17 protein-coding genes are annotated in these 26,506 nt (G+C 69.7%); 7 read left to right on the top strand and 10 right to left on the bottom strand.

Translation table 11 applies throughout. The features are described 5' to 3' along the window. Positions 1 to 51 precede the first annotated feature (51 nt). Entirely contained in the window at positions 52 to 1,023 is a 972-nt protein-coding gene (locus V7S63_RS19095; RefSeq protein ID WP_336531352.1) for a D-2-hydroxyacid dehydrogenase, read from the top strand. 114 nt (positions 1,024 to 1,137) lie between these two features. Here the strand turns inward: V7S63_RS19095 and V7S63_RS19100 are convergent, their stop codons facing one another. Next, on the bottom strand, positions 1,138 to 2,091 hold the full coding sequence (locus V7S63_RS19100; protein WP_336531353.1) for a hypothetical protein: 954 nt from the start codon (positions 2,089 to 2,091) through the stop codon (positions 1,138 to 1,140). Positions 2,092 to 2,384: 293 nt separating this feature from the next. On the opposite strand from V7S63_RS19100, the gene V7S63_RS19105 reads away from it, so the two are divergent. The 5 genes from V7S63_RS19105 to V7S63_RS19125 all read left to right on the top strand — a co-directional run bounded on the left by V7S63_RS19105 (position 2,385) and on the right by V7S63_RS19125 (position 7,923). Further along, complete coding sequence (locus V7S63_RS19105; protein ID WP_100963825.1) at positions 2,385 to 3,020, top strand: OmpA family protein; 636 nt, start codon at positions 2,385 to 2,387, stop codon at positions 3,018 to 3,020. A gap of 49 nt (positions 3,021 to 3,069) precedes the next feature. After that, a complete protein-coding gene (locus V7S63_RS19110) occupies positions 3,070 to 4,023 on the top strand; it encodes a hypothetical protein (RefSeq protein WP_091834606.1) in 954 nt (317 codons plus the stop codon). Positions 4,024 to 4,206: 183 nt separating this feature from the next. Then, complete coding sequence (locus V7S63_RS19115; protein WP_091834603.1) at positions 4,207 to 5,763, top strand: hypothetical protein; 1,557 nt, start codon at positions 4,207 to 4,209, stop codon at positions 5,761 to 5,763. Continuing rightward, entirely contained in the window at positions 5,760 to 6,317 is a 558-nt protein-coding gene (locus V7S63_RS19120) for a hypothetical protein (RefSeq protein ID WP_336531354.1), read from the top strand. Before V7S63_RS19115 ends, V7S63_RS19120 begins: the two co-directional genes overlap by 4 nt. Before the next feature lie 70 nt (positions 6,318 to 6,387). Next, positions 6,388 to 7,923: a flagellar basal body-associated FliL family protein gene (locus V7S63_RS19125; RefSeq protein ID WP_336531355.1), complete on the top strand. Its 1,536-nt coding sequence runs from the start codon at positions 6,388 to 6,390 to the stop codon at positions 7,921 to 7,923. A 167-nt stretch (positions 7,924 to 8,090) separates the two neighbouring features. Here V7S63_RS19125 and V7S63_RS19130 read toward each other — a convergent pair whose 3' ends face one another. The 5 genes from V7S63_RS19130 to V7S63_RS19150 all read right to left on the bottom strand — a co-directional run bounded on the left by V7S63_RS19130 (position 8,091) and on the right by V7S63_RS19150 (position 21,407). Then, positions 8,091 to 11,123: a hypothetical protein gene (locus V7S63_RS19130; RefSeq protein WP_336531356.1), complete on the bottom strand. Its 3,033-nt coding sequence runs from the start codon at positions 11,121 to 11,123 to the stop codon at positions 8,091 to 8,093. Beyond that, positions 11,120 to 13,777, bottom strand: coding sequence for a penicillin-binding transpeptidase domain-containing protein (locus tag V7S63_RS19135; RefSeq protein WP_336531357.1), 2,658 nt, complete (start codon positions 13,775 to 13,777; stop codon positions 11,120 to 11,122). The genes V7S63_RS19130 and V7S63_RS19135 overlap by 4 nt, the downstream gene beginning before the upstream one ends. Further along, positions 13,774 to 15,261, bottom strand: coding sequence for a hypothetical protein (locus V7S63_RS19140; protein ID WP_336531358.1), 1,488 nt, complete (start codon positions 15,259 to 15,261; stop codon positions 13,774 to 13,776). Before V7S63_RS19140 ends, V7S63_RS19135 begins: the two co-directional genes overlap by 4 nt. A gap of 240 nt (positions 15,262 to 15,501) precedes the next feature. Continuing rightward, a complete protein-coding gene (locus V7S63_RS19145; protein WP_336531359.1) occupies positions 15,502 to 19,041 on the bottom strand; it encodes a hypothetical protein in 3,540 nt (1,179 codons plus the stop codon). After that, complete coding sequence (locus tag V7S63_RS19150; protein WP_336531360.1) at positions 19,038 to 21,407, bottom strand: hypothetical protein; 2,370 nt, start codon at positions 21,405 to 21,407, stop codon at positions 19,038 to 19,040. The genes V7S63_RS19145 and V7S63_RS19150 overlap by 4 nt, the downstream gene beginning before the upstream one ends. A gap of 233 nt (positions 21,408 to 21,640) precedes the next feature. Between V7S63_RS19150 and V7S63_RS19155 the strand changes: the two genes are divergently transcribed. Next, the gene (locus tag V7S63_RS19155; RefSeq protein ID WP_336531361.1) at positions 21,641 to 22,183 is read left to right on the top strand and encodes a hypothetical protein; all 543 of its coding nucleotides are present in this window, start codon (positions 21,641 to 21,643) and stop codon (positions 22,181 to 22,183) included. Positions 22,184 to 22,199: 16 nt separating this feature from the next. Here the strand turns inward: V7S63_RS19155 and V7S63_RS19160 are convergent, their stop codons facing one another. From V7S63_RS19160 to V7S63_RS19175, 4 genes are all read right to left on the bottom strand, one after another. Continuing rightward, positions 22,200 to 23,942 carry a hypothetical protein gene (locus V7S63_RS19160; protein ID WP_091834575.1) on the bottom strand — a complete coding sequence of 581 codons (1,743 nt, stop codon included), beginning with the start codon at positions 23,940 to 23,942 and terminating at the stop codon, positions 22,200 to 22,202. Between the two features lie 160 nt (positions 23,943 to 24,102). After that, on the bottom strand, positions 24,103 to 24,558 hold the full coding sequence (locus V7S63_RS19165; RefSeq protein ID WP_091834572.1) for a glycine zipper domain-containing protein: 456 nt from the start codon (positions 24,556 to 24,558) through the stop codon (positions 24,103 to 24,105). 4 nt (positions 24,559 to 24,562) lie between these two features. Beyond that, the gene (locus V7S63_RS19170) at positions 24,563 to 24,838 is read right to left on the bottom strand and encodes a hypothetical protein (protein WP_336531362.1); all 276 of its coding nucleotides are present in this window, start codon (positions 24,836 to 24,838) and stop codon (positions 24,563 to 24,565) included. A gap of 88 nt (positions 24,839 to 24,926) precedes the next feature. Further along, positions 24,927 to 26,345 carry a cytochrome P450 gene (locus tag V7S63_RS19175; RefSeq protein WP_336531363.1) on the bottom strand — a complete coding sequence of 473 codons (1,419 nt, stop codon included), beginning with the start codon at positions 26,343 to 26,345 and terminating at the stop codon, positions 24,927 to 24,929. Positions 26,346 to 26,506: the final 161 nt, after the last annotated feature.

Raw genomic sequence — 26,506 nt, forward strand, 5'->3', positions numbered from 1 at the left:
TGCGTATCGTCGCTATCGTCAGGTGATTCCAGCGATCCGGAGACAAGTCGCATGCAGCCCTGGCCGAAGCAGTCCGCCCTCACCATCGGCTTCGCCCATGCGGCCTATCAGCTGCGCGACGAGTATCTGGCGCGTAACGGCGCGGCGGCGAGCTTCGAGGTCCGAACCGTCGACGATCTCAAGGCTCGGGCAGCGGAGGCCGATGTCCTCGTCGTTTCCGGCCTCTGGCGCAACGAGATCCTGGACGGGTTAGGCAAGCTGCGCTTCATCCAGTCGATCAGCGCCGGCACCGACCAGTTCGACAAGCCGAAGCTGGCCACAGCAGGCGTCCGGCTCGCCAGCGCCCAGGGCGCTAACGAGCGCGCCGTCGCCGAACATGCGATCGCGCTGATCCTGGCGCTGGCGCGCCAGCTCCATCTCGCCCGCGACAACCAGGCAAAGGCCCATTGGCGGCCGATGATCGGCGATCGCTCCCGCCGCGAGGACGAGCTTGGCGGCCGGACCCTGGTCATCGTCGGTCTCGGCCGTATCGGCCTGCGGCTCGCCGCAATCGCTTCCGCCTTCGGCATGCGCGTCATCGGCGTGCGCCGCCGGCCGGGCTCGGAGCCAAATGTCGAGGCGATCGTGCCGCCGGCGGAGCTGCACGCCGCGCTCGCGCAGGCTGATTTCGTCGCCTTGACCTGCCCGCTGACGCAGGAGACGGAAGGGCTGATCGATGCCGCCGCGCTCGCGGCGATGAAGCCCTCGGCCTATCTGATCAATGTCGCGCGGGGCCGTGTCGTCGACGAGCCTGCGCTGATCGCCGCGCTCGAAGCGGGCCGTATCGCGGGCGCCGGCATCGACTGCGTGTACGAGGAGCCTCTGCCGGCAAGCTCGCCGCTCTGGGCGATGCCGCAGGTGCTGCTGACGCCGCACAGCGCCGGCGAGACCCGCGCCTATGAGAGCAATGTCGTCGATATCCTCTTGGACAATCTCGGCCGACTGGAGCGCGGCGAGGCCGCGCTGCTCAACCAGATCGTCTGAACAGCGCCGATACGAGTCCGAAGCGTTTGCGGCGCCACTGTTGCGCGGAGTCATAAAGGCAAAGCCTCCCCGGCGGCTCTGCGCTCGCCCGGGAGGCTTTGATCCGGTCCGAACTCACCAGCGCGGGCGCGGGCCGTAGCTGCCGTCGCAGCCGACCAGCGGGCCACCCGGATAGTAGTCGTCGATGATGATGTCCGGCATGGCGCAGCCGCGGTTGGTGCTGCGGCTGATGCGGCGGCGCTGCTGCCCGTAATCATCGGGCTCGACCATGACGGTGCGGCCGTCATAGCGCGGTTCCGCCTGCCGCGCGGTCGCCAGTTTCGGGGCGGGGCGCGGAGCCTGGGCGCGTTCGACAGTCTTCTCGGTCGCCTGCTGGCGCACCGGCGGCAGCGGCGCCGCGGTGACGTCGGTGTCCTTGCCGTCCTTGCCGGCGACCTGCGAGGCCGGAACGACCGCGTCCTCGGCGCTGGCGCGCACCAGCTTCTGGACGCCGGTGTCGAGGACGAGCGTGCGGAAGGGAGCATCGCCGCAGCCGCCGCAGCGGGCCGGGTCGAGCGGGACGAGATCGACGCGTGCCTTGCCGTCGTCGGTGGCCTGGCCTTCGCCGGTGGCGCGGGCGGCGATCACCACCTTGCCGGCATCCTCGAGCTGCATCTCGATCAGCTGGGTGCGGAGCGCACGGGCCCGGCGATAATTGACGACCTCGTCGCCGCCCGAGACCAGGATGGCGAAGGGTGCGCCCTTGGGAGCATTGCCACGGAAGATGTCGCGCAGCTGGGTGATGGCGCGGCGGGCATCGGAGGAAACCTCCCAGCTGCCGGGTGCGAAGGCGATCTGGCGCGTCGTCATGATCTCGCGGGCCGACTGGGCGACGCCGAGCGAGACGGTGCGCGAGGAGAATTCCAGCTTCAGCGACTGCGGCCGCTCGGCGACCTTGGGTGCATCCGGGTTGCCGCCTTCGGCCTGCGCGAAACCGGCGCCAGCCGAGACGATGACGGCGAGGGCGGCGACGGCGAGGCGCAGGCGGCTGGTGCGCTGGCGGGCGGTCTGGTCGAGCTGGAAGCCCATGGCGGGTCTCCTCATGAACGGGTGTGCGCTGGGCACGTTGCCAGACCCTTGGCGATCCCTGAGCCGGTTTCGCAGATGCCCGGGGAACCCTGTGCGGGAATTTGAACGTGCGCGCGTGAGAGGGCGCTCATTCACTCGCTGTTCAGGAAAAAATGCGGTCTGCCGCGAAAATCAGGCAAACCGTGGCAAAGCTCGGGCAACGCCACTGCTACGACCCGCCTTCACCCGAGCCGGCCGTCGCATTGTCGAGGCTACAGGACTATGCGAAGAGAGGGTAAACAGGGGATCTGGCTATGAAGAACGCAGATGAGCGCAAGGACAACGGCGAGCTTCCCCAGATGATGTCCCGCCGGGCGCTCGGTGGATTCGTCCTTTCGCTGCCGCTGCTGAGCGCTCTTCCTGCGCTGGCACAGACCGACCAGGGTGCGACCAATATCCTGCGCTCGCTGGCGCCGCATGATCGCGTGCCGGGTCGCTCGGGCGGTGGCGCAAGTGGTGGCGGCAGGGTCGTGGTGCGCCGCGTCGCGCCGGTGCCCCGCCGGGTCCATCCGCGCGGTTACGGTTCGGATGTCGTGATCGACCTGACCCGCCGCGTCGAAGTCACTGTCTTCTTCGACAACGACTCGGCGACGCTGCGCCGCGGCGCAGAAGCCACGCTGATGCGGCTGGCCCTGGCACTGCGCGATCCGATCTTGCTCGATCAGCGCTTCCTGATCGCCGGCCACACCAGCGCCGAAGGCGGCTACGACTACAATGTCGAGCTCTCGCAGGAGCGGGCTGCCGCGGTCCGTGACTGGCTGGTTTCTTACGGCGAGATCGGCCCTGGCCGCCTCGTCGCCCACGGCTTCGGTCCTGATATGCTGCGCAATCCGCGCAGCCCCTATTCACCCGTCAATCGCCGCGTTGAAGTCATCGCCATCACCGGCTGAGTTCTCTACCGTCTTCCCGAAACAACCATTTGCCTCAGGGGGCATCGTCATGGCTTTGTTCAAGCGCCTCATGCTCGGTCTCGCGCTGCTGATGTCCTTCAGCGTCGTCGCCAGCGCCCAATCGCCGAATTCCCGCATCAACCTCCTGGTGATGTCGGACGACGCCGATCCGGATACGGTTCCGCGCAACAACCGCATCTTCAATCGGGTGCAGCTCCAGCTTTCGGAGTATCTCAACACCCGTGGCTTCCAGGTCTATGACGAGACCAGCCTGGCGCTGGGCATCACCCAGACCGCCCGGGTCCGCCGCCGCGACGCCGAGCTGATCGAGATCGCCCGCGCTGTCTCGACCCCGGTCGACGCCATGGTCGTCTACCAGATCTACGCCTCGGCCCGCCGCGCCGTCGCTGCCGACATCCGCTTCCCCGAGATCCGCATCGCCGGCCGCGTGCTCAATGTCCGCTCCGGCCAGTTCATCGCGGCCTTCGAGGTCGGCGGCTTCCAGCTGCCCGCCTTGCCGAACCCCTGCAGCGCCGAGTGCCTGCTTGAGACGGTCGGCACCCACTCGCGCCTCCTCGCCGCCGATCTCGGCGCGGCGATCGCCCAGAAGCTTGAGGGCTTTGCCCGCCCGAGCGGTGGTGCGGCCGCTGTCGGCAAGGACGGTATCGTCCTCGGCGGTGGCGCCGGTGCGGGTGGTGCGGCTCCGGTCGCTGCTGGCGGCGACGGCTGCAACAGCCTGCCGACCGACTTCGTGATCCAGCTGCGCGACTTCACCGCCACGGAAGTCGACCGGGTCGAGAGCGAGTTCGTTCGCTGGGGTTGCTATCGCGCCCATCGCGCCACGCAGATGACGTCGACCTCGGCCGACTTCTTCTACACCACCTCGGCCGACTCCGCTCGCCTGACCCGCAATTTCCGCCTGATGCTGGAGCTGGTCGGTCTGAACGGTCAGGTCACCTTCTCCGGCAACCGCCTGGTTGTCAGCAAGGTCGCCACCCGCTGATCGGATTGGGTGGCCGGGTAACCATGAATCCCGGCCTTCCCTTACGAAAAAGCCGCCCGGTCGACATGGACCGGGCGGCTTGTTACTTTAATTATGGCAGCAATATGTGCCGGCTGGGCGCGAGCGGGGCAGGGGGGTCCGTTTGCCGCAACCGAGCCGGTGGTCGATGCGGATATTTGACACATGGATTGGGGTATTGACCCTGCAAGGGTCGCGGAGATCAGCACGATCGCGTCTTCGCGGCGGTTTTCCGCCCGGGACACGGAGAAGTTCGTTCTCGCGATCACGGGTGGCGGTTCGGAGAATGCCGATCTGCCCCTCTGGGACATGCTGCAGGTCTTGTTCTCGCTGGGAGCGCTGACCGCAAATCCGCGCATGCCCGCCCGCGACGCCGCCATCGGCTGCATGCTCGACGAGAGCGGCATCCTGTTGCGGCCGCTGCGCCAGGACGGGCCGGTGCGCGTGAGCTTCGCCGGGGCGACCATCGAGGCCTCCGCGGCCGAGATCGTGCTCTCCTATGGCGACAAGGGCGAGGCGAAGACCCGCTCCTTCTCCTGGAGCCGGATCAGGCGCGCGCTCGGCCTCGCCGACTTCCTCTTCGCGGCCGAAGCGGATGAGCGCTCGGAAGGCGGGCTGGTCGCCTTGCGCACCGCGCTCGATGCGGTCTTCGCCCTGTCCTCCTTCGACGAGGACGGCATGAAGCGTGCGGTGCAGGAGCCGGCCCGTTTCATGCGGGCCTGGCGCCGGCGCCATCTGCCGCTGCTCGCCTTCGCCGACCTGATCCGCCAGCGCGAGGCCTTCCTCAACGCCTCCGGCCGGCGTGAGCGCCAGCGCGAATTCGATCCGGACGATCTGATCGCGCTCTGGAGCTTCGCGTTGCTGCATGGCGAGACCTGGAGCTTCGCCCGCTTCGCCGAGCGTTTCAGCGCCCTGATCCGCGAGGAGCGCTCCAGCGTCGGCCGCCGCGACTTCATGGCACCGGCTTCGATGGAGACGCTGATGGCGCGCCAGCCTTCGGAGAATCCGGAGGAGGCGCTGATCGCCTGGCTCGATCATCAGGCGATCCTCGGCGAGCTCGAGGTCGACGAACCGGACGAAGACGAGGAGCCGGACGAGGAGGACGAGGACGGCGTGGTGCGCGAGCGCGTGTACGCCGCGCTAATGCGCCTGCCGGCCGAGCCGAAATTCCTCAACAAGGAGGAGCGCGAGGCCATCGGCCGGGCGCTCGCCATCCTGCCGCTCGCCCACGAGCAGCCGCTGACGCTGGCGCGCTCGCGCGCCGTCGCGCCCTGGGAGAACCGGCTGGTCGAGGCCAGCCGCCGTATCGCCGGCTCCAATCGCGGCCAGGTTGACCAGAGCCCGGAGCCGTTCGACTATGCCGGCATCGCCGCGAGTCTCGCCGCTCTGGGCCGGCGGCTCGACGAACTGTTGCTGATCGGCAATGCGCTCGAGGCGATCGAGGGGCCGGAAAGTGCGGCGGCGACGGCCGAGGGGCAGAAGCTGCTGCGGCGCTGGCGCCATGATCGTGCGAGCTTCCGGATCGACGATGCGAAACTGGCGCTGACCTTCGCAAGGCATGGGGGAGCACTGAGAACGGTCGCAGCAGCCCTGCACCGGATCAACAGGCAACAGAAGCGCTTCGGAGAAACGACGGACCTGGTCGCCCAGGCCGCCAGCGACGAGGCGCGGTTCACCGACGTCTTCTCGCAGCGCTATCAAGGGCGATCGAAACGGCCATGACAGACTTCGCTAACCAGGGTCCGCTCGAAGACGACCTCCGCGCCGGCCGCGCTACGGCCAGGCTGGTTCTGGCGGCGCTTGCGAGCACCGAGCCGGAAGAGGCCGTCGTCGCAAGCATCAGCCGCGCCGATCTTTGGGCGCATGCCCGCCGCGTCCGCGGCGAGCCCGTCAACTTCGCCGCAGAGCGTGCTATCCGCACCGATCCGGAGGCGGCACGGCTCTATCGCCGCTTGCTCTCCTTCCAGGCCGTGGCGCGTAGCGAACTCGCCGCCGCGGCCTATGACAGCAGCGCGACCCACCGCCGCATCGGCTCGTTCGAGCTCGATGTGATCGAGGAGGACGATGCGCCGCCGGCCCTGGTCATCCAGTGCCTGTCGGAGACAGATCCGGCCCCGACCATGATCGAGGTCGTCTCGATCGAGGGCGTGGTCCGCCTGCCGCTGCCGGCGCCGGTCGACAAGCACATCGTCATCGACCTGCCGCGGCAGGACGCCGAGCGTGACCTGCTGCGATTGATGCTCGCCAACCCGCTCGCGGGCGTTTATCTGCTGTAACGCCGGGAGCGCTGCCGAAGGCAGCGCTTTTACCCGGCATGAAGGGACGGCAGGGCCTGCGGGAGAGATGATGGCCGGAGATCAGAACGCCAGGCGCTCCGGCGTCTTCGTCGTCGTGCCGACGACCGACCAGCCGATCATCCTGAAGAAGCTCGCCTGGTCGGCCCGCGTGCCGGTTTCGCGCGTCGTGCTGGCGACCGAGAGCTCCGAGGTCTGCGAGCCCTGGAGCACGCAGTACAGCAACCTGCTGCGCCCCGGCGAACCCTTGCGCCAGATCCTCGGCCTGCCCGATGGCGGCAGCTATCGTCTCGCCGCCTCAGGCTCGATCGACCAGGGCAAGAGCTGGATGGTGCCGACGCTCGCCGCTCATTGCGCGCTCACCCATGGCGAGGCGGTGACGCACAAGGCCTCCGAGGCCAAGCTCGTGATCTGGGGCACTGGCGCGATCGACCTCTCGGTCGCCGATACGGCGAGCGAGGCGCGCGTCACCCAGCAGGAATACCACCTCACCACCAAGATCGACCGCTGCCGCCATCTCTTCGCCGATGCCGAGCATGGCGCCACCCCGGTGCTGGCCTTGGTGCCGCGTGGCGAGGAGGCCGAGCGCGCCGTCGCGATCCTCGGCAAGATTCTCGGTGGCCAGCCGCATCATATCGTGGTGGTCTCGTCTCTCGCGGACATCGCTGCGCCGATCGACCTCTTCCTGCGCAGCGGTGCTTTCGAACCGCAGGCCGTGGCGTCCGCGCCGGATCGGCCGGCAGCACCGGGATCGTCTTCGATGGCCCTGAGACCGTTCGAATCCAGGAGCGCCGAGCAACCCGCTCAGCCGCAGCCTGCGCAAACAGCCGCTGCGCAGCCGCAGCAGACCCTCGTCCAGCCGCGTCCTGCCGGGGATGAACCCTCCATCGCCGACGTGCTGAAGAGCCCCCAGGCCCCGCGCTCACGCCGCCAGGTCCTGGGCGACAAGCCGGCATCGACCGGCTCTTCGTCGCGCCTGCCTCTGATCGCGGCTGCGGGCCTGGTGCTCGTAGCAGGCGCAGCGGGCGCGGGCTGGTACCTGACCCGTGGTGGCTCGGCTGAGGATCCTTATCAGGCTCCGCCGACGCTGACCCAGCCGGGGACCAGTGGAGGGACGCAGCCGACTTCTGGTCAGCAGATCGGCGGGCAGCAAGGCGCGACAGCACCCTCTCTGGGGCAGCAGACAGCGCCTTCGCTGAACCAGCAGAGTGCCAGCGCCCAAAGTGGGCCTGTCGCGATGTCTGGCTCCGCTCTGGCGCGGCTGGTGACCTTGTCCGCACCTGCCGGCAGCACCTGTGAGGCTCAGATCTACGAGATCCGCCCGCGCTATAGCGAGGCGTCGGTCGATATCGGCGAGGTGGCGAGCGTTGCGATCGAAGGCCAGGACATTTGCGGGCTGGCGCTCGATCCGGTCGCGCCGGCCAAGGCGAAGTTCCAGAACGGGACAGGCCCGGCCGTCGTCGCCTCCAAGTCGACGCCTACCCGCGTGGTCTTCAATCCCAATGCGATCCGCGGCGGCATCACCGCTTTCCCGGTGATCCAGGTCGAAGAGCCCAGGGCCCTCGCGATCCAGATCACGCGGCGCTGAGACGGCGGCGCCGTCATGCTCGGGCTTGACCTGCGCCTCTCAGTCCGGATGAGGCTCCCGTCGGCGCTTGCCCGTCACCCGATTCTCGGCTCTGCGGAGTTTATCCTTGGGCCGGCCGAAAGTCGGACCCGAGGGCTTCGCCCGAGAATGACGGCGAGCTGACCCCGCTACAGCCCCGCACGCGTCAGCCCGCGCCACAGGCCCCAGGGCGGCGGATCGCTGGTCGGCGAGAGCTGGCGGATCGCGGCGAGGCGGCCGGCGATCAGCGCGATCGCGATCGAGGGCAGCGCCATCAGCATGTGATGCGAGGTCGCCGCGGCGATGAAGGTCATCGGCTGGCCCATCACCGGCAGGAGGCCGAGCGCGTTGCCCCAGGAAATGCTCCAATGCAGCGAAAAGATCGTGGCGATGCCGACCAGGATGATCGCCATGCCCTTGTTCGCGCCTTCCTGGGCCGAGCCCATGGCGCGCTCGCGCATCAGGCTGACTGCCAGCGCCAGCAGGCCGAAGACGGTGATGACCTGCGCCGCCAATAGCGCCAGCCCTGCCGGCAGGCCGAAGCGCACCATCAGGAAGGTGGCGATGAAATCGTTCTGCACCACCGGCAGGCGGACGAGGTCGCTGACGGTGAAGCGGCTGACGGTTTCGTCCTGCTCCTCGCCCTTGCGCTCGGCGATTGGCGTGACGCGGGCGCCAGGCAGCATGGCGCAGAGCGAGACCGGCGAGGGCGGCAATTCGTCGAGCGCACGGCGCACCTCGACCGGCGTCTTGTCGAGGCCGAGATCGAGCCGGGCCAACGTGCATGGCATCTCGGCGAGCGCGACCTTGGACTGCAGCAGCTGGAAGCCGAGATCGCGATGGATCACGTCCGGGCTGCGATCCTGGGCGGCGGTCTGCGTCCGTTTGGTCGCGTGGTCGAGGTCGTACCAGGTCAGGAGCCGCTCGGCCGGGACGCGGAACAGCCCGCCGCGGGCTTTCTCGAGCGTGTCGATGGCGGCGAGCCGCTCCTTGGGCAGGCTCCACTGGCCCGAGATCGCATAGGTGACGAGCCCCGGGAAGACGTAGATCAGCGCGGCATTGATACCGAGCAGGATCACGAGGACGAGCGCCAATACGCCGCCGCGGGGCCAGCCGAGCCTGCGGACCTTGCGCTGCGGCGCGTCGGCCCGGCGCAGGAAGACACGCATGATCTCGACCAAGCGCTTCAGCGTGCTCGGCAGCAGGAAGGCGAAGGCGAGCACGACGGTGGTAATGATGATGATCAGCGCCGGCGAATAGTCGCTCTTCAGGAACGGCACCGCGGTCAGGAACAGGATGAAGACCAGCACGGTCGCGAGACTGACCGTCAGCCAGGAGATGTAGTGGCGCTGGTTGTAGAAATAGTCGATCCGCGAGAAACCGAGGAAGATGTGCGCCAGCACCAGCACGAGCGCGATCTTGCCGAGCTCGACCGGCTGGAAGCCGGCGACGCCGGTCTCGGTGCCTAGCACGCCCCAGGCGACGAAGGCGGCGAGGATCAGGATGGCGGGCACGGCACGCAGCAGCTGGTCCTTGAAGCCGACGCCCATGAAGAAGGAGCGCGGCAGCGCCGCGATCGAGCGCTGCGGCTGGAAGGCGATCACCACCGCAACGACCGGGATCAGGTCGAAGAACAGGAGCTTGTTCTTCTCGGCATGGATGGTGAAGTCGGTCTTTTCCGCGTCGAGGCCGAGGGCCAGCAGCGTCAGACTGCCGAGGCAGCAGAGCATGACGAGGCCGAGCCAGGTCACGCGCAGCGGCGTGGTGAAGCGTGGCCCGATCATGATCGCGATGCAGGCGATCGCATAGGCGAGGATGGTGGCGTGCACCGCTGCCTCATAGGAGATCGGGGCGCCCCCGAGCCGCGACAGTTCCGGCGCGAGCACCAGCATGGTTGCGGCCCCGATGAAGGCTGTGGAGCCGAGCGCGCCGACCAGCCGGACCAGGATGGCGCTGCGCCGGAACAGGGTGGCGTGGTGCATCGCCGCGAGCACGCCGAACACGGCAATGCCGAGAGTCAGCAGCAGGCGCACGATGCGCTCGACGCCATTGAGCGATGAGAGCGGGTTGCCGAGCTCGGCGGCCGACATCGGCTGGCGCGGCGGCGTCACCACCGGCCTGACGCTGTCGGTCGTCGCGGTCGCGCGCAGGGCTTCGGCGTCGTCTGGGGCGAAGCGGTGGGTCTTGCTCAGCGGTGTCAGGCGCATCGGCAGGCGCCCGTTCGCTTCCTCGCCGATGTCGACGGCATAGCGGGTGCGGCCGATGATCATGTGGCTGAGCCGCGCGGGCCCGTCGGGATCGAGCTCCCAGGCGATGTCGGTGAAGTCGGTGATGCGCTGGTTGCCGCGCGCGAACAGCACCGGCGGGCGCGGCGCGTCGACGGCATCGCCGGGAGCGAGGAAATAGCTGCCGCCGCGCGCGACGATGGTCAGCGCCTTGAAGGGCAGTGCGCTGGCGCCGACATGGGCTTCCTCGCGCACCGAGCAGGTCAGGCGGCCGCCGAGCGAGACGATACGGTCCTCGCCGCGCTCGTCGGTGGCGATGAGGCCGGTGACGATCTCGCGGATGCGGTCGGCGCCGCTGCGCGGCTGGCAGACGGAGAGCGCGTTGCCGTCGAGCCGGAGCGTCGAGAGCGGTCCGGTCGAGTCGATGGTGAGCTTGCGGGCCGGCTTGCCGGCTTCGGTCAGGGTCAGTGCCAGCCGTCCGGGCCGGGCCTCGTCGACCGCGATGGCGAGCGCACCGGCGGCGATGCGGTCGCCCGGCTGGAAACGCCAGCGCGCCGAGAAACTGCCGGCGCCGTTGAGATAGTCGAGCCAGAGCCGGCGCGTATTGGCGACGTTGCGGATGGTGACGCGCCCATCCGGCTGACGGGTGAGGGCGACATGGCGCGCCTCTGCCGCATCGAAGCGCTGCGGCTGCAGCAATTCGCGCCGGCCGATCGTCACGGTCTCGCCGCGGGCGAGGGCGAGATCGAGCCGCTCCAGGCTGACCACGGGGCGGGCGCTCTCGATCAGATGGGTGGTATTGTGCCACCAGAAGCCGAGCACGGCGAGGCAGAGCGCCAGCAGGACGAGGCCGGTCACGGCCCCGCCGGCACCGCCGATGCGGATGCGCGGCAGGCGGAACGGCCGCAAGGTCAGCCAGCGCCCCATCAATTGGCGCAGCGCGGTGGTCTCGCTCACTTCTTGTCTCCGAGCGCGGCGACCTTGCCGAGCAGGCCGGCCATCAGCCGGCCGCAGGCGCGTCCGCCGGTTTCCCGCGTATGCGAGACCAGGCAGGTGAAGGCGACGCGCTTGCGCCCCGCGACATTGTCCATCCAGCCGGCGAACCAGGCCGAGTTCATGCCGTCGGTGGTGTCGGCGGTACCGGTCTTGCCGTAGATGCGCTTGCGGATATCGGGCGGCAGCGAGGCCATCACGCCGGCGGCGGTGCCGCCGGGCGAGTTGACGACGCCATGCAGGCCGCGCTGCGCATCGTCGAGGAAGGGCTCGGCCTGACGCGGGTCCATGCCGGGGATGACCGGCTTGCCCTCGTTCGGCATCGGCGTCTCGGCGACGTCGGAGACCGGCTTCAGCACGCGCGGCAGGATGACCTTGCGGGCGCCGACCGAACCGTAGATCGAGGCCATGGCGATCGGCGTCGCGCGCACGCCCTGGCCGTAGGAGTTGGTGGCGAGGTCGATGCGCCTTGCATTGCGCTTGTCCTCGACCGCGAGGTCGAGCGCCTCGCCGGTCAGCCGCTGCGCGCCCGGGACGATGCCGCGGGTCAGGTCGACGCCGGGCTGGGCCAGCGTGCCCGGCTGGGTGATCGGGTAGAGATGCTCGGTCATCTGCGCCAGGATCGTGCCGGTACGCCCTGGCACGGTCGTCGGCCGGCCGCCGACCTTGCGCCCGTCCATGGTCAGCGCCATGCCGGCGAACCACAGGTTCGACGACTTGATCAGCGCCTCGCAGAAACCGATCTGCGCCCCGCGGCCGGCATCCGGGCAGCCGCTCTGCGCCGGTGAGAGGATGCCGACATTGAAGCCGGCGCCGCCATAATTGGCGATCGCGACGCCGTCGACATTGAGGATGCCGCCGCCCGGGATGCCGAAGACCTGCGCCTGCTGCCCCGGCGGCATCCGGCCCATGATCATGTCTGCGAAACGGGGCTGCTCGCGGATGCCGAGGATGCTGGCGAGGCCGGTGACCAGCTTGAAGGTCGAGCCCGGCATGGTGTGGACATCGCCGGCGCGCCAGCCATGTCCGGCGAGCGGCGAGTCGCTGTCGCGGCCGGTCGAGAGCGCCTGGATGTCCCAGCTATGCATGCCGGGCACGAAATCGGGCCAGCTCGCCAGGCCGAGCAGCGCGCCCGGCTCGTCGCCCGCATCCATCAGCAGCACGACCGCGCGGCCGTCGCCCTGATCCGGCGGCTCCTGCTCGGGGGCGAGATTGACCGGCAGCGGGCCGGGCTTGCGCGGACGCTTCCCACGGCCGAGGCGCTCGCCCATGTGCTCGTAGACGGCGTCCTGCACCAGCTTCTGCAGGCGCGGCTCGATGGTGAGCGTCAGGTTCTCGCGGGTGCGGGCCCGGCCGAGCGCGGCCGAGAGCGAGCCGACATCGCCAGCACCATAGCCGATCAGCGCGGTCAGGCCGAGCTCGTCGACGATCGGCAGCGGCACGCCGTTATTGTCGAGCGCCGGCGTGCCGTCGGCGAAGTAGAGCGCCCGGGCCGCGCCGCTGCGGCGCTGCGTGACTGCGCCGCGCCAGCCGAGTTCGCAGACCAGCTTGGTCTTGGCCCGCTCGCAATCGGCCTCGATATGCGAGGAGCGCCAGAGCTTGACCTTGCCGTCCTCGCTCTGGACGCCCGGCCCGCCGAGGATCTCGCGGGCGCGCGGCGGCACCGCCCGGACCGGCTGCCCCTCGAAGCCGATCTCGACGTCGCGGCGGCGGGCGCCGGTGATGGTGAAGCGCCAGCCATGCGGCAGGCCCTGCTGGGCCTCCTCGGCGCAGGTCGCGAATTCGTCGCTGTCGGAGCAGACGCGCTCGGCTGCGATCGCGAGGCCGGCGAGGCGCACGGTCTGCTCGTCGCGCTTCGGGTCGAGATTGACGCGCTCATTGCCGACGACGATGCGCGCCGGCTCCAAGATCATGTCGACGGTGATACGGCGATTGCCGGCCGGCAGTCGCGTCGAGAGAACGAGCCTGTCCTCGGGCGCGCGCAAGGGGCCGAACAGGGCCCAGTCGGAGAGCTGGTTGCCCCGGCGCTTGGCGAAATCGGCGAAGTCGCGCGGCGGCGGCACCGCATTGGGCATCACATTGAGCGGCGCGGCGAGATCGGTGGTCTGGGCGACGCGCGCGGTCCAGCTCGACGGGCGGCAGCCGGCCGGCACCACCGGCAGCGTCAGCGCCGTGCCGTCGGCGCAGCGCCGATCCGGGGCGCGGTCGTCACGCGCGCCGGCGATCAGGAAGGAGTTGTTCCAGGCCAGCATTTCCGAGCGGATCTGCGCGCCGGCCGGCAGGTTGCAGAGCCGGTCGAGCAAGGTCCGCGAGAACTCCTTGGTGCCTTGCGGCGTCGGCACGGTCAGCGAGGCGTCGTAGAGCGCTTCGCAAGGCTGCGAACGGATGACCGGGCCGGCGGCATCGAGCCAGATCAGCCCGGTCGCGACGCCCTGCTGGAACAGGTCCTCGTTCGAGCGGCTGGTCTCGGTGAAATCCGGCTGCTTGATCCAGGCACGGCTGGCGGCGAGCTCGCCGATCAGCCCGCCCGACAGCCAAAGGAAACCGGCGATGGTGACGGCGCCGACCGCGACGGCGGTGAGGCTGCGCTTCAGGCTGCGGAGGAGCGGATGGCTCATGGCGTCGCCTCCCGGAGCTCGACCACCAGCGGCCCGAGCACGAAGGGGCCGTTCGGCGGGATGATGCAGGTCCCGGCCGCCTGCGGCTTGCGCCCGCCGAGGAGCCAGATGTCGCCGGCCGATTGCACGGCGACGCCATCGGGCGCAGCCGCGATGAAGCCGACCGGGTTGTGATCATAGAGATCGTCGAGCCGCTCGACCACGCCCGAGCCGAACTGGACGCGCACGGCTTCGCCGAGCCAGTCGAAGGTGCCGTAGCCACGCGAGGACTGGTCCGGGCCGAAGGCGATCGGCGTCTGCTCGCGCGGCAGGCCGATATAGCCGAACTCGCCGTCCTCCAGCCTCAGCAGCGAGCGGCGGCGACCGTCGAAGTTCATGCTCTCGGCGCGGAACTCGCCGCCGACGCGGCTGTAGCGCAGCTCGCGCCGGTCGTAGCGGCGGGCGTCGCGGCCCTGCACGACGATGCTGTCGCGCTGGGCCAGCATGGCCGAGGACAACAATCGCCCGCCATGGCTGCGCTCGACCCAGTAGCGCGCCATGCGCCTCCCGCCGAAATTCTCGGGGATGGCGAGGCCGGTGACGGCGAGATGCGGGCCCTTGGGCGGCTGCGCCTGCAGCCGGCTCGGCCTGCGGTCGAGCGTGACGTCGACAAGCCCCAGCGAGACGCGGCCGACCTGCGGGCGCACGCCCAAAATCTCGAAGCGGGCATCGACATTGCCGCCGGGCAAAGCCAGCGTCTCGACTTGGATCGCCTGGGCGCGCGCCTCGGGCGTCTGCGGCAAAGCGGTGAGCAGCGGCAGGCCGCCGGCATCGCGGGCGGAGGCATCGACGGGGTAGCGGCCGAGAAAGAAGATCGTGCCGCCCGGCAGATCGGGATGCACCGCCGGCGTCAGCATCTCGCTGCGCGAGAAGGCGAAGCGCGCCTGGCCGGAATAGAGCCCGCCCGGCGTGTTGACGCCGATGATCGGCTGGCCGATCGCGGTCTGCGCATCCTGCCGGATCACCACCTCGCCATGCGGCAATCGGCTGTCGGCCGGTGGGGCATGGACGCCATGGCCGAGATAGACCGCGACCGGTGCGGTTGCGTGCAGGCTCTGCTCGACATGGACGGTGACGCCGATATCGGGATCGATCACGTCGCGGAAGCGCTGCTCGATCCGGTCGGCGAGGAAGCGCCCGAGCTCCTGCGCGCCCGGCAGCGCCTCGGCGGTCAGCACCACCAGCGAGGTGAAGGGGACGTCGATCGGCTGCGGGCCGCTGCCGCCATCGGTCAGCGCGATGCTGCGATAGCGGTCGATCAGGTCCTCCAGCGAGGCCTTGCCGTCCTTGGTCGGCTGGCCGCCGGCGGTCAGGCTGAAGACCGGCTTGCGCCAAAGGTTCTCGATGCCGGGCATGGCCTCGCCCGGCTCGCCGGCGACTGCGCGCAACGACGTCAGCCGCCGCGGGTCGTGCATCACCAGGTCCATGAGATCGGGCAGGGCCATGGCGTCAGCTCACTCGGGCGGGGAGAAGGGTTTGCAGGGCGCAATCGCTCTTGTGCGCTCCGGGGCAATTTTCGGAACCGGACGTCATCAAATACGCGAGTCGTCCCGGGCGACCGGAGGGAGACCCGGGACGCATCCCGGAACCTTTATCTGATTGGCTCCGGAATGGATTCCGGATCGGCGCCGCTTCGCGGCTTGTCCGGAATGACCTCGAATGGCGAGCGGGGCACATCTCGATTCTCAATAGATCCGCGAGACGCGGTCGTGCTCGATCCGCCAGCAGGCTTCCCAGCCTTCGTTGGCGGCGACCACCGTGACCTTGCGGCTCACCGGCGACAGCACCTCGCTGATGATCTCACAGACGCCGAAGCCGTCGAGCCCTTCGCGATGGGCCTCCACGATCGAATCGCCTTCGAGCAGCACCATCGGGTCCTGGCCATCCAGCAGCGGACGCAGGCGCGCCAGCGCCTTGCCCTGCGGGTCTAGGCCCGGAATCGTACGCACGAACTGGAAGCGGCGGCCGAGATTGGCACGCCCGCCCAGGCTCGGCGCCGCCTCGTCATGCTCGGCATGGACGCGTGCGCCCGAGCCGATGTCGTAGCCGAGATAATGGATGCGCTCGGCCGCGAATTCGGTGCGCAGGCCGGTGGCGCCGAGATCGCGCATCTGCACCGCCATGGCGGCGATGCCGAGCGGGTTCTTGTACTGTACGGCGCTGCCGGCCATGTCGCCCTCGATGCCGAGGATAGCGGCGCCCGCGATCACCGCCTTCTTCATCGCAGCTGGCGAGAATGGCCGCTCGAATGGGAACGCGGCGCGGCTGGCGTCGGCTTCCATGGCGATCGCCTCGAAGATCGGCGGCCAGAGCGCGGCGCGCCCGGTCGGCACCATGATCACGGTCGGCCGGCGCGCTGGGTTCGGGCCGGCGGCGCGGGCGAGGCGCGGCAGCAGGCCGCCGAGCACGGCGCCGATCTCGGCAAGGCGTTGCGAGGCCTCGCCCGCGCCCTTCTCCAGGGCGCTGCGCGAGAGCTTCAGCACCAGCCGGCGCGTCCCGGCCCTGTCGGGCCCGTCGATTGCGAGTTGCAGGCCCGGCCGCTGCGTGACATCAGCCAGTGCCGGTTCGTTCTGGGCGACATAGAGGCCCGCTGGATCGCCGTCCGGCTTCAGCTCGGCAAGGACGATGTCGAAGGTCTCGTCGGCCGCTTCGACATCCCAGCGGTAACGCGTGCCGGCACCTTGCGCCTTCTCGCTCAGGCGGGTGGCGAGGCCTGTCTTGGCCCGCTTCACCGCATTGCGGAGCCAGCTGCGCGCCGCCAGCGCGCCAGCGTCCTCGCGCTGGATGGCGCGGGCGAGAGACGCTTCGGCGAAGGCCGGCTGCCAATGAGCGTCCTGCCCGTCCATCGCGCGGTCGATCAGGGTGGCAGCGATACCGGTCAACTCCTCGTCGATCAGATCGCCGCCGACGGGCAGGCCGAAGGTCACGAGCGTCTGATGGCTCAGCCGGTCGCCGTCTCGGCGCAAAGTGGCGAGGGCGACGTCGCTGGTGCCGCCGCCGATGTCGAGCGTGACCAGCAGCGCCTCGCTTTGATCCGGGACAGCGGCGCGCACCTCCGGCAGGCTGGAGACATAGCGCGCCGCGGCGACCGCCTCGGGCACGGTGACCGCGGCATCCGGGAAGCTGGTCGCGCCCGGAAAGAGCCGCTCGAGGCGCTGGGCGAAGAGTTCGAGCGCGGCACGGTAGCGCGAGGCGATCTCGTCGCCGATGCCGCTCGGGCAGGAGACCAGGATGCGCGGCACCACCGGCGGCGGCGCATGGTCCTCGACGCGCAGGCGGTCTTCGCCAAGGCGCAGCACGTAGAGATCGACCAGCTCGTCGAGCACATCGGCGACCAGAGGCGCGATCTCGACCGTGTTGGTGGCGACGACGCGGTCGGTGGCGGCGTCGTAGCGATGGACCTGCTCGTTGAGCGTCAGCGAGACCGCGCCGGAGGTCAGCGCGTGCTTGAGCGAGTCGATCCGCTTGCCGCTTTCGGGCAGGCCGGATTGCGGCGGCGGGGCCGGTGCCGAGACGTCATAGCGCCGCGCGAACGCCTTGAGACGGCGCGCCACGCTGGCGCGGTCGGAGCCGATCAAGGCGAGGTCGGGCAGGCTGTGCGGTGCATGGTCGGCGCGCAGATTATTGCTGGAATCGAGCCCGACATGGCTCGGGATCAGCGGCGCGGCGCCGGCATCCTGCAGGGCTGCCTCGCCATGGCGCGGGTCGACATGGGCGGAAAGCCAGGTGCCCAGCGCCAGCGGCTTGATCTCGGTCGCCCGGCCGGCAGCACGCGGTGCGCCCGACCATATCGAGGTCGCGGACGCGCCAAGATCGATGCAGATCGGCAGGCGGTGGACGCGGCGGCTATAGCGCAGCGGCAGGCTCGCCTGCGCGAAGGCACGGCCGCCCTCGTCGGCGGCCTTGATCGCCAGCGAGACGGTGATCTCGCCGCGCAGCACATTGGCACCGCTGGTGCGCACGGCGCGCGACAAGGTCGTCGTCAGGTTCTGCATCGGCACGACGGCGCGGCCGCGCCGGCCGAAATCACCCTCGCGCACGATCTCGAGCGGGAAGGGCGTCGGCGGCTCGGCGATCTCGCTCTCGCCCATCTTGCTGGTGACCTCGACCGTCAATGGCGCGGTCCGGGTCAGCGGCCAGCGGCGCAGGTCGATCACCAGCCCGTCGCAGCGCACGATCGAGGTCTCGTCGTCCGGATCGACCTCGGCGTTGAGTCCGCCTGTGATCTCGAACTGCGCGCTGCCGCCCAGCGGGCAGGCGAAGTGCTGTCCGGCGATGGTGAGCGCCACCTCGCCGCGGTTCTGGCTGAGGATCGGCACCGAGCGGGATTCGAGCGCGCTCGACCAGGGCTTGGCCGGGCCGTCGGGATCATGGCCGGCGCCGTCCTGGCCGACCCAGCCGCCGAGCTTGGCGGTGAGCCTGACCTGCAGCGGCGCCTTCGGATTGGCCTGGATCGTCTCGTCGACGAAGTCGAGCACGGCGTCGCGCGTCAGCGTCACGTCGAGGCGTACCTCCTGGCCGGCGAGCGCCGGCGCGTCGGCGAGCCAGATCAGGTGCCGGCTGGTCGCGGTGCCGGCATCCGGAAAGCGCCTGAGCGAGACCGAATGGTCCATGGGAGCCGCGACGCCGAGCGAAAGATGCTGGGCCTTGATGCCGAAGCAACTGGCCTCGATGGTCAACCCACGCCGGCCTTCGAGCACGATGTCCCTGGGAATGCCGACCGCGATCTGGCCGATCGCGATCTGCTTGCCGGCCTGCAGCGAGTCGAGGTCGATCTCGACCGGCTCGATCCGCCATTCCGGCTGCGAGGCGCCGGCGAGCGCGGCGATCTTGAGGAGGCGCCGCGGCGAGGCGCGGGTGCCAGCCGCGGTCTCGACGATGGTGGAGAAGGCGATCTCGAGGCTGGCGTCACTGTCGATGTCGGCCTGCGCGCGGTGGTTCGCCACGGCGCGCATCACGGCGTCGCGCTTCAACCCCAGCACCAGCCGCTCGCCCGCCCTGACTGCGGCCTTGTCGAGGAGGGTATTGCCTTGCAGCCAGCCGATGTCGATGCCGCTGGCGAGGCTCGGCGCATGCGAGACCAGCGAGACCGTCACGGCCTTGACCATGTCCTCGGGCGCCTCGAAGGCGATGAGGTCGATCAGCTCGCCGCTGCGGTCGAGCGCGATGGTCGCGGAAAAGCTCCCGAGGCGGGTCTCGAGATTGTAGCAGGGCAGGGTTGTCATGCGTCCTGCCTCGAAGCGGCGGACCCGGATTTGCCGCCGAGCGTGCTGCCCCAGTGGTGATCCAGCCCGGTCAGCGCGGCGGCGGCGGCGAGATAGCGCGGCAGCATGTCGCCGGAGCCGGCCCTGAGCCGGCGATAAGCCGCGCCGAAGCCGGTATCCTGCGGATCGGCCAGCGCCTTCCCGGCGAAGGGCACGCTGGCGAAGGCGCCGTCGGCCTCGTGCCGGACCAGCTGCGCGAGAAGCAGGCGGCCATAGCCGTCGAGCGTCTCGTGCAGGGCCCGGTTGCGCGCCGTGCCTTCGCCGGCCGGGCCGAGCAGCCCGTCGATCGCGCTCCCGAGCTCGGTCAGCGCCGGGGTCAGGCTTTCGATCTGCGAGAGAGAGCCTGCGAAATTGCGGCTGGCCGCCGCGAGCCGCTGCGCGCCACGCACGGGATCGCCGGACCGATGCGCGCGAGCCGCGAGGCCGGGACACCCGGCCGCGTCTTCCCACTCGCGGATGAGCTCGGCTGCGGCCGCAGCCTGCTCGACCTCGCGTTTCAGGGACGCGAAATGGCCGTGCAGCAGGACGATCTCGCCCGGGGTCAGCTCGCCGAGCCGCCGCCCAAGCTCGTCGGTGATCGCGGCGGGCTGATTCGCCTGCCGTGCGGCATCGCCGAGCTCGCTGCGCATGCGAGCGATCGCCTCGAGGCCCGGTGTCGGCTGCCGCAGCGGCTGCCGGCGCAACTCCAGAAGCAAGGCATCGAGCGGCGAGAGCCGGCGCTGTCCGCGTTGCGTCGCGGCCGCCGCCATCGCCTGCTCGACTTCGGCGGCAAGCCCGGTGTCGATCCAGCTTTGATGGACGCTGGCGGCGACGTCGTGGAGCAGCCGCATCGCGCGCCGGTCGTGTCCCGCCAGCGCCATGGCCTCGCGGGCGAGCGCCTGCGGGAGATTGGGGTCTTCGTACCAGGCGAGCAGCCGTTCCAGCCCGGCCTCGTCCTGTGCCGATCCGGGCAAGGGCAGGACGAGGCGCGCGGCGCAGGCCCGCGCCGCGAATTGCGGCTGAGCCAGGGCGCGCAGGAGCATGGCGAGCTGTTCGGTGAGCGTGCGCTCGCCGAGCTCGTCAATCCGGTCCGGGTCGATTCCGGTCGTCGTCGCCAGCGCTTCCAGCAGGCTTTCAGGTGCCTCGGGGGCCTTGCTGCGCGCGTCGAGACCGGCAAGAGCGCCGGTCGGCGTCTGGGCCATGCGCAGGCCGATTTCGCCGAGGATGGCGCCGAGTCGTGGCGGCCTGGCCGCGCTCGTCGCTCGCCAGAGTCCCTCGGCCAGCCGCCTTGCCGCGAGGGCGAGGTCGTCATGGAAGGGCGCGGTGCTCCCGGCGGTCGCGACAACCAGCGCGTTGCCGCCGCTTTGGCCGAGCGTCAGTCCGGTTGCGGCCGAGGCCGCGTAGCGCGCGCCATGCGAGAGCGCCGCGAAGGCGCCCTCCTGCCACAGCAGCGTCAACGGGCTGCCGCCAACGGCTTCGCCATCACCCGCCCAGACGAGCTGGCGCCGCGGTTCGGCGAAGACGATGATCTCGTCCGCCTCGACCCAGTCGGGGAGCGTGAGCACGCCACCTCCGGCCTCGACGCGGGGCCGGAGCAGGCGAAAGCCGCGGCGCAGCGCAGCGACGCGGCCAAGCCCGGTCGCATCGACGTCGCGCTGGTCTGCCGGAGAGGCTGCCAGCGTGTCGAGCTCAGCCTCGATGGCGTGCCGCATGTCCTGGTCGATCTGCGCCAGGCTCTGCCGTGCCTCGCGCATCGCTGCCGGCAGATGAGCCACCAGCAATCCTTCTGCCGCGGTTTCGGCCTCGTCGGCGGCGAAGACGAGCGTCACACCGCCGGCCTCACCGCGGCGCACCGTCAGCATGGTCGTCGCGGCCCGTTCGTCGTCCGGATGCAGGAAGGGGCCAGCCAAGAGCCGCCAGCCTTCGGCGTCCGAGCCGCTGGCCCGGTTGAGCCCGGCGGCCAGCATTGCCGCCGGCGCCGATGGGAGCGAGCCGGCGGGGCCGGTCTGCTGGGCCAGCCGGCCTTGATCGTCGAGATAGGTCTGCACCACTGTCAGGCCGGCGGCGTTGCGATCGGCCTCGGCCAACGTCAGCTTGTCGTCGAGCTGAACCGGAATCGTGGTCAGTCCGCCATCGGGCTCGACCGTCACGGCATGGAGCGCATGGCTGCCGGGGGGCAGGGTCGCGAACAGCGGCGCCGTCCCGGCGTCGGCGGCGGCGATCAGGCTGATGCGGCCGCTTGTCTCTTCGGCTGCCAGGAAACGGGCCGGTGCGCTGTCCCGCCAGATCGCGGCGACATGACGCGAGCCGTCCCAGATGATGGCGACCGGCGCCACGGAAAGAGTCACGGAAACAGGCTCCGGGGAAGACGAATTGGGCGGGGCAACGTGAGCGGACCTTGCGCGATGGCCCGCCGTCTTGCAAGACATGCGCTCGGTTCGACCTTGTCGGTGCGGGCCTGATCTTGCGGCCAGCTGGCTGCACTTGCGGAAACCTGCCGCCTCGAGCTGTCGGGGAAGGTCGGTCGCAGGCCGAGACGGAGCGGGATGTGATGACGGCAGAATCGGTTTGCTTCGCCGCCTTGCCGGCCGCGCTGCCGGCCGCGCTCGCTCAATCGAGTGCCGGCGAGGACGTCACGCAGCGTCGCCTGGCGCTCTCCGAAGCGTCTGGCTTGGACGCGCGCGAGGTCGATGCGAGCTTCCTGGCGCCGCGTCTGCTGCCGCGCCTGTTCCGCGATCCCGGCCAGGTGGCTTCGCAGGCTCAGGCCGCCTTGCTGGATGCCGCGCGGCTGGTCGTCCTCCTGCCGGTGGGGCGTTATGACGACGGCGTTTGGGCCCCGATCATCGAGCGCATTCTGTCGGGGCTGGAGGCCGCGGCAGTGCGTCCGCGCGAGATTATTCTGGCCTGGAGCGGGGTCGAGCCTTTCCTGGCGCCATTCGGTCGCCGGGCGCAGGAGGTCTGGAACGATCCCCGGCTCGTGCCGGCCATGCTCGGCGTGCTCGAGCGGTCCGCGCGCTCGCTTCCCGCGGTGCTCGACGCGGCCGCCAATGTCCGTCGTGGCTTGATCCGGTTCGAGCCGGCGCAAGATACGGGACCGGCGCGGGCCGCGCTGGCGCTGGCCTGAATCCATAGGCTGGCGACTACTTCCAGACGAGCGCGTTGGCGAGGTCGCGGCGGCCGCATTCCAGCGACATGGCGTTGACGGCGGCGCGGTAGCCCTGCAGCGAGTAGATCACATGCGCCGGCCGGCCATCGGTCGCCGTACCCTGGATCTCGAGCGTGGTGCCCCTGTTGTAGCCGGCGACGGCATCCATATCGAGGATAGGCTGGCCGTTCGAGCCCTGCTTCGTCGGGCGGATGAAGTTGCCCGCGGCAGTCGGGACAGCGTTGAGCCGGCGCACCATGCCGCCACCTTCCCGGATGACCGCCTCGAACGGTGTGTTGGGCTTGTAATAGCGCTTGTCCTCGATCAGGTGCTGGAGATCGCCGTTGCCGACTCCGGCGCTGCTCGCCTGCAGCAGGATGAACGGGGCCTGCTCGCGCCAGTAGCGCGGCCCCGCTTCCTGCGCTGCCGTATAGGCATAGCAGGTGCGCTGGCCGGTGCGCGGGTCCTCGGAGACGCTGGCATACCAGTCCTGGAACCGCCGCAGCAGCCGGCCAGGCGCCTCCGGCATCAGCATGTCCCTGGTGTCGATGGCGCGCGCGCGCAGCTGGAAGTCCTGCGCGACGGGACCGGCGCTGGCGACCCGGATCGTGTATTCGCCAGGGCCTAGCTTGTAGCGCCGCAGATTCGGCCGGCTCGGATTGACGATGTGGATGGTCTTCAACACGGCGTTGTTGCGGCCGAGCACGTCGACGGGCACGGCGGGGTGCGGTCCGCGGACGCTGGCGGTCGGGATGTCGACCTCGACATAGGATTCCTGCGCGACCAGGAACGGATACTGCTGCAGGGCGCGGCCGCCCTCGATCCGGGCATTGACCCGCATCGGCGTCTGGTCGAGCCGGGGCGTCTGGGTCTCCGGACCGAGCGCTGCCCATTGCTGCATCGTCGGCAATTCGTCGAGCGCGACCAGCCCATCCTCCGAGACCGGCGTCGTGTTCCGGCGATTGACGCTGACCGAGATGCGGTAGCCGAGCGGGCGCGGATCGACCGTGACCATGCCCTCCCAGCGCTTGTCCTCGGCGCTTGCCGGGTCGTGTGCGATGACCAGGGAAACGTGGCGCTCGGCCCGGATCTTGGTTTCCTTCTCCTCGGCGTTCTGCTTGCTCAGCGCACGCCGCAGCTTGTCGGAGAAGAACTCCTGCCAGCCGGGGCTGACCGGCAGCCCGCTCAGCATCCTGACCGACAAGGTCATCGGATTGCCGGTGTCGACCGAAGCCGCCCAGACCCCGGCGGCGACCTTGTTGAAGAGCTCGTCGGTCGAGCTGTATTCCTCGCCGATGAAGTCCTGGGAGACAGGGAACGGGTCGAGGCTCGGCGAGCAGCTCTCATAGCCGTTCCAGCCATGCGCCGACAGGTTGAAGCGCGTCGCCGCGCCGGCCTTGTAGCCGGAAGCCCGGACCTCGAGCTGGATCTTGCTGAGCTGTTCCTTGTTGTCGCCGGCCAGCGGATTGTCGAGGACGCCAGTGTCGACGATGCCCTTGATCGGGTCGATGTCGAGCCAGGGCGCCATCGTGATGCCCGGGATGTTCGAGAATGCAGCCCGGATCTGCTGCATGATGTTGTTGCCCTGGTCGGTCGTGAAGGCGTCGCGTGTCGCGGGCCGCGAGGCGATGCCGATGGTGACCGGCAGCTTGAGCTGCGGGCATTGCTGCTGGATGCGCTGCCAGAGGATCTGGGCGGCCGAGCCGAACGGGTTGTACGGATCGAAGCCCGCCATCATCTGAGTCTGCGCCGTAGCCCCCATCGGCGCCGCCGCCACGAGGCAGGCAACCGTCAGGCAAAGGGCTCGTTTTCTCAGCGCTCGCGCAGTCATCTCGGTTCGATACTCATGGGGTCCTCCCTCGCAGGCGAGGGAGGACCGGTTCTCGTTTCGCCGCGGCTCAGATGCCGGACGCTTCGTTCGTCGCCAAGTTGACCTCGACCGTGTCGGTACCGGCGGCCTTGCCCTCGCGCGTCACGCTGCGCTCGACGACGCGGATGCGCTGGCCCTGGCTGTTGTTGTAAGTGCGCACTGTGCGGGCGCGGACCGTCACGGCCTGGCCGCTCGAGTTGCGGAAGCTCTGGACGTTCGAGCCGCCCGAGCGCGCAGCGATGTAGGCGGCCTCGCGGGCGCGCTCCTTCTCGATCGCGTCGGCGATGACGAGACCGGCGACACCGCCGATCAGGGCGCCGATCGCCGCGCCGCGCCAGCCACCGGCCGCGCCGCCGATCAGGGCGCCAGCGCCGGCGCCGAGCGCGCCACCGGCCGCGACGCGTTCCTGGGATCCCGTGCAGCCGCCGAGCGCGAGCGCGCCCGCGACGAGGATGGTTCCGGCCTTCAAGGTCTTGGCATGCATTACGTCACCCCAGTAAAAAGTTGCGTCCAAAATTGATGGTGCCAGCAATCTGGTAGCCCTTGCCCCCGGCAGAGCCGGTTTCGCAGAACCGGACAGGACCACGCGGCACCACACCTGGCATCTCTTCCATATTGGCCTTTTCTGGGCAAGAGCCGCCGCACTTTGTCACGATTCTGCCAAGTTTTAAATTGTTCGCGGTCCAGTCATGGGTCGAAGAGCCAAGAATGACAGGGCTCCGCGGTGCTTCGCATTGCGGCTGTTGCGCCGCACCCAACGCCATCGGCGCGACATCTTTAAAAACATTGGGTTCATCTTTAACGCTTTTCCGGCTCCTGTGGTTAATTCGCCGCGGTCGGCTGCAGCCGTTGTTATCCCCGCCGCGCGGTGATGCGCATCGGCATGCCTTGCGCCGGACGCAGCGTGATACGCTGGACCGGCATCGGTGCCTCCGCTCCTGCATACACGAAGCGCAGCCGCCGCAGCAGCGTGGCCAGGACGATCACCGCCTCGATCATGGCGAATTGCTGGCCGATGCACACCCGCGGGCCGGCGCCGAAGGGCAGATAGGCATAGCGCGGGATGCCTTCGCGGGCGCCGGGCAGGAAGCGCTCGGGTCGGAACTGCTCCGGAGCGTGCCAGAGCGTCTCGTGCCGGTGCAGCAGATAGGGCGAGATCACCACCAGCGCACCTTTCGGGATGACGCACGCGCCGGCCATGTCGTCGGCCAGCGCCGTGCGCGACAGCGACGGCACCGGCGGGTAGAGCCGCATCGCCTCCTCGATCACGGCGCGGGTGAGCGCCAGCCGCTCCCCCGTCAGGGCGGCAGCGGCGAGATCCTCGCCGGCGGCGTCGATCTCTGCCTCCAGTGCGTCGCGCACATCCGGTGCGAGCGATGTGAGATAGAGCGACCAGGTCAGGGCGTTGGCGGTCGTCTCATGGCCGGCGCCGATGAAGGTGACGATGTTGGCGCCGACCTCTGCGTCGCTGAGGCCCGTCCCGGTCTCGGGATCGCGGGCGGCGAGGAGGGCGTCGAGCAGGTCCGGCTTCTCCGGATGCCAGCTCCCACCGGCATGCAGCGCCTGCCGCTCGGCGATGATCGCCTTGACCTGCGCCTCGAAGAACGAGATCGCCGGGCGCGCCATCCAGCGGCCGATCCGCGGCAGCCAGGAGGGTGCGCCGAGCACGTCGAGCGGGTCGATCCGCCCCTGCGTCTCGAAATAACGGGTCAGGGCCTTGCCGAAGGCATCGGCGCCGCCGGCGATCGCGTTCGAGAACATCGTCTCGGCGAGGATGTCGTAGGTGACGCGGGTCATGTCGGCCGATATGTCGACGATGCGGCCGCTGCGCCGGCGCGCCATGCGCATGACGGTCCGCTCGGTCGGCGCCGTCATGCGTTCGGCCAGCGCCGCGACCCTGCGCGGCGTGAACAGCGGCGCCAGCGTCCGCCGCGCCCGCTTCCAGGCCTCGCCCTCCGCTGTCAGCAATCCTTCGCCGAGACCAGGGGCGAGGACGGCGCGCTGCAGGTCGTCCTTGCGGTAGTTCGCTGCGTTCTCGACCAGGACATGCCGGACGGCGTCCGGATCGGAGATGACGACGCCGTAGCCGAAGAGGCCTTCGCCGGCGACGATCGGCTCGCGAAAATGGCGCGTGCGCCAGATCGTCAGCGGGTTGCGGCGTAGGCGCAGCAGCAATTCGAGCCGGCCGAACTCGCGCTCTTCCGGCACGGGGGCGGGCGGCCGGCGTCGACGGGTCTGCGCGGCCGGCATGGCCGCATCGGCTGCGCTCATGAGATCTCTCCTTATGCAGACGAGTCGAACTGGCCGATCGGAACCGGCTCTGGGGCGGACAATCTCCTGCCGGTTTCAGGCATTCCGAAGGCGCAAGCCCCGTGCCAGTCCGATCTGCGATTGTTGCAATGCAGAGAATAATCCAGGTAATCTTGTGCAGT

It is taken from the genome of Allobosea sp. CCNWLY174, assembly GCF_037120455.1.
GTDB classification, from domain to species: Bacteria; Pseudomonadota; Alphaproteobacteria; order Rhizobiales; family Beijerinckiaceae; genus Allobosea; species Allobosea lupini.

Excerpts from the sequence above, each read along its gene's own strand:
- V7S63_RS19095 (WP_336531352.1), top strand. The coding sequence starts at position 52 with ATGCAGCCCTGGCCGAAGCAGTCCGCCCTCACCATCGGCTTCGCCCAT.
- V7S63_RS19100 (WP_336531353.1), bottom strand. The coding sequence starts at position 2,091 with ATGGGCTTCCAGCTCGACCAGACCGCCCGCCAGCGCACCAGCCGCCTG.
- V7S63_RS19105 (WP_100963825.1), top strand. The coding sequence starts at position 2,385 with ATGAAGAACGCAGATGAGCGCAAGGACAACGGCGAGCTTCCCCAGATG.
- V7S63_RS19110 (WP_091834606.1), top strand. The coding sequence starts at position 3,070 with ATGGCTTTGTTCAAGCGCCTCATGCTCGGTCTCGCGCTGCTGATGTCC.
- V7S63_RS19115 (WP_091834603.1), top strand. The coding sequence starts at position 4,207 with ATGGATTGGGGTATTGACCCTGCAAGGGTCGCGGAGATCAGCACGATC.
- V7S63_RS19120 (WP_336531354.1), top strand. The coding sequence starts at position 5,760 with ATGACAGACTTCGCTAACCAGGGTCCGCTCGAAGACGACCTCCGCGCC.
- V7S63_RS19125 (WP_336531355.1), top strand. The coding sequence starts at position 6,388 with ATGGCCGGAGATCAGAACGCCAGGCGCTCCGGCGTCTTCGTCGTCGTG.
- V7S63_RS19135 (WP_336531357.1), bottom strand. The coding sequence starts at position 13,777 with ATGAGCCATCCGCTCCTCCGCAGCCTGAAGCGCAGCCTCACCGCCGTC.
- V7S63_RS19140 (WP_336531358.1), bottom strand. The coding sequence starts at position 15,261 with ATGGCCCTGCCCGATCTCATGGACCTGGTGATGCACGACCCGCGGCGG.
- V7S63_RS19145 (WP_336531359.1), bottom strand. The coding sequence starts at position 19,041 with ATGACAACCCTGCCCTGCTACAATCTCGAGACCCGCCTCGGGAGCTTT.
- V7S63_RS19160 (WP_091834575.1), bottom strand. The coding sequence starts at position 23,942 with ATGATGGCGGGCTTCGATCCGTACAACCCGTTCGGCTCGGCCGCCCAG.
- V7S63_RS19165 (WP_091834572.1), bottom strand. The coding sequence starts at position 24,558 with ATGCATGCCAAGACCTTGAAGGCCGGAACCATCCTCGTCGCGGGCGCG.
- V7S63_RS19170 (WP_336531362.1), bottom strand. The coding sequence starts at position 24,838 with ATGGCGTTGGGTGCGGCGCAACAGCCGCAATGCGAAGCACCGCGGAGC.
- V7S63_RS19175 (WP_336531363.1), bottom strand. The coding sequence starts at position 26,345 with ATGAGCGCAGCCGATGCGGCCATGCCGGCCGCGCAGACCCGTCGACGC.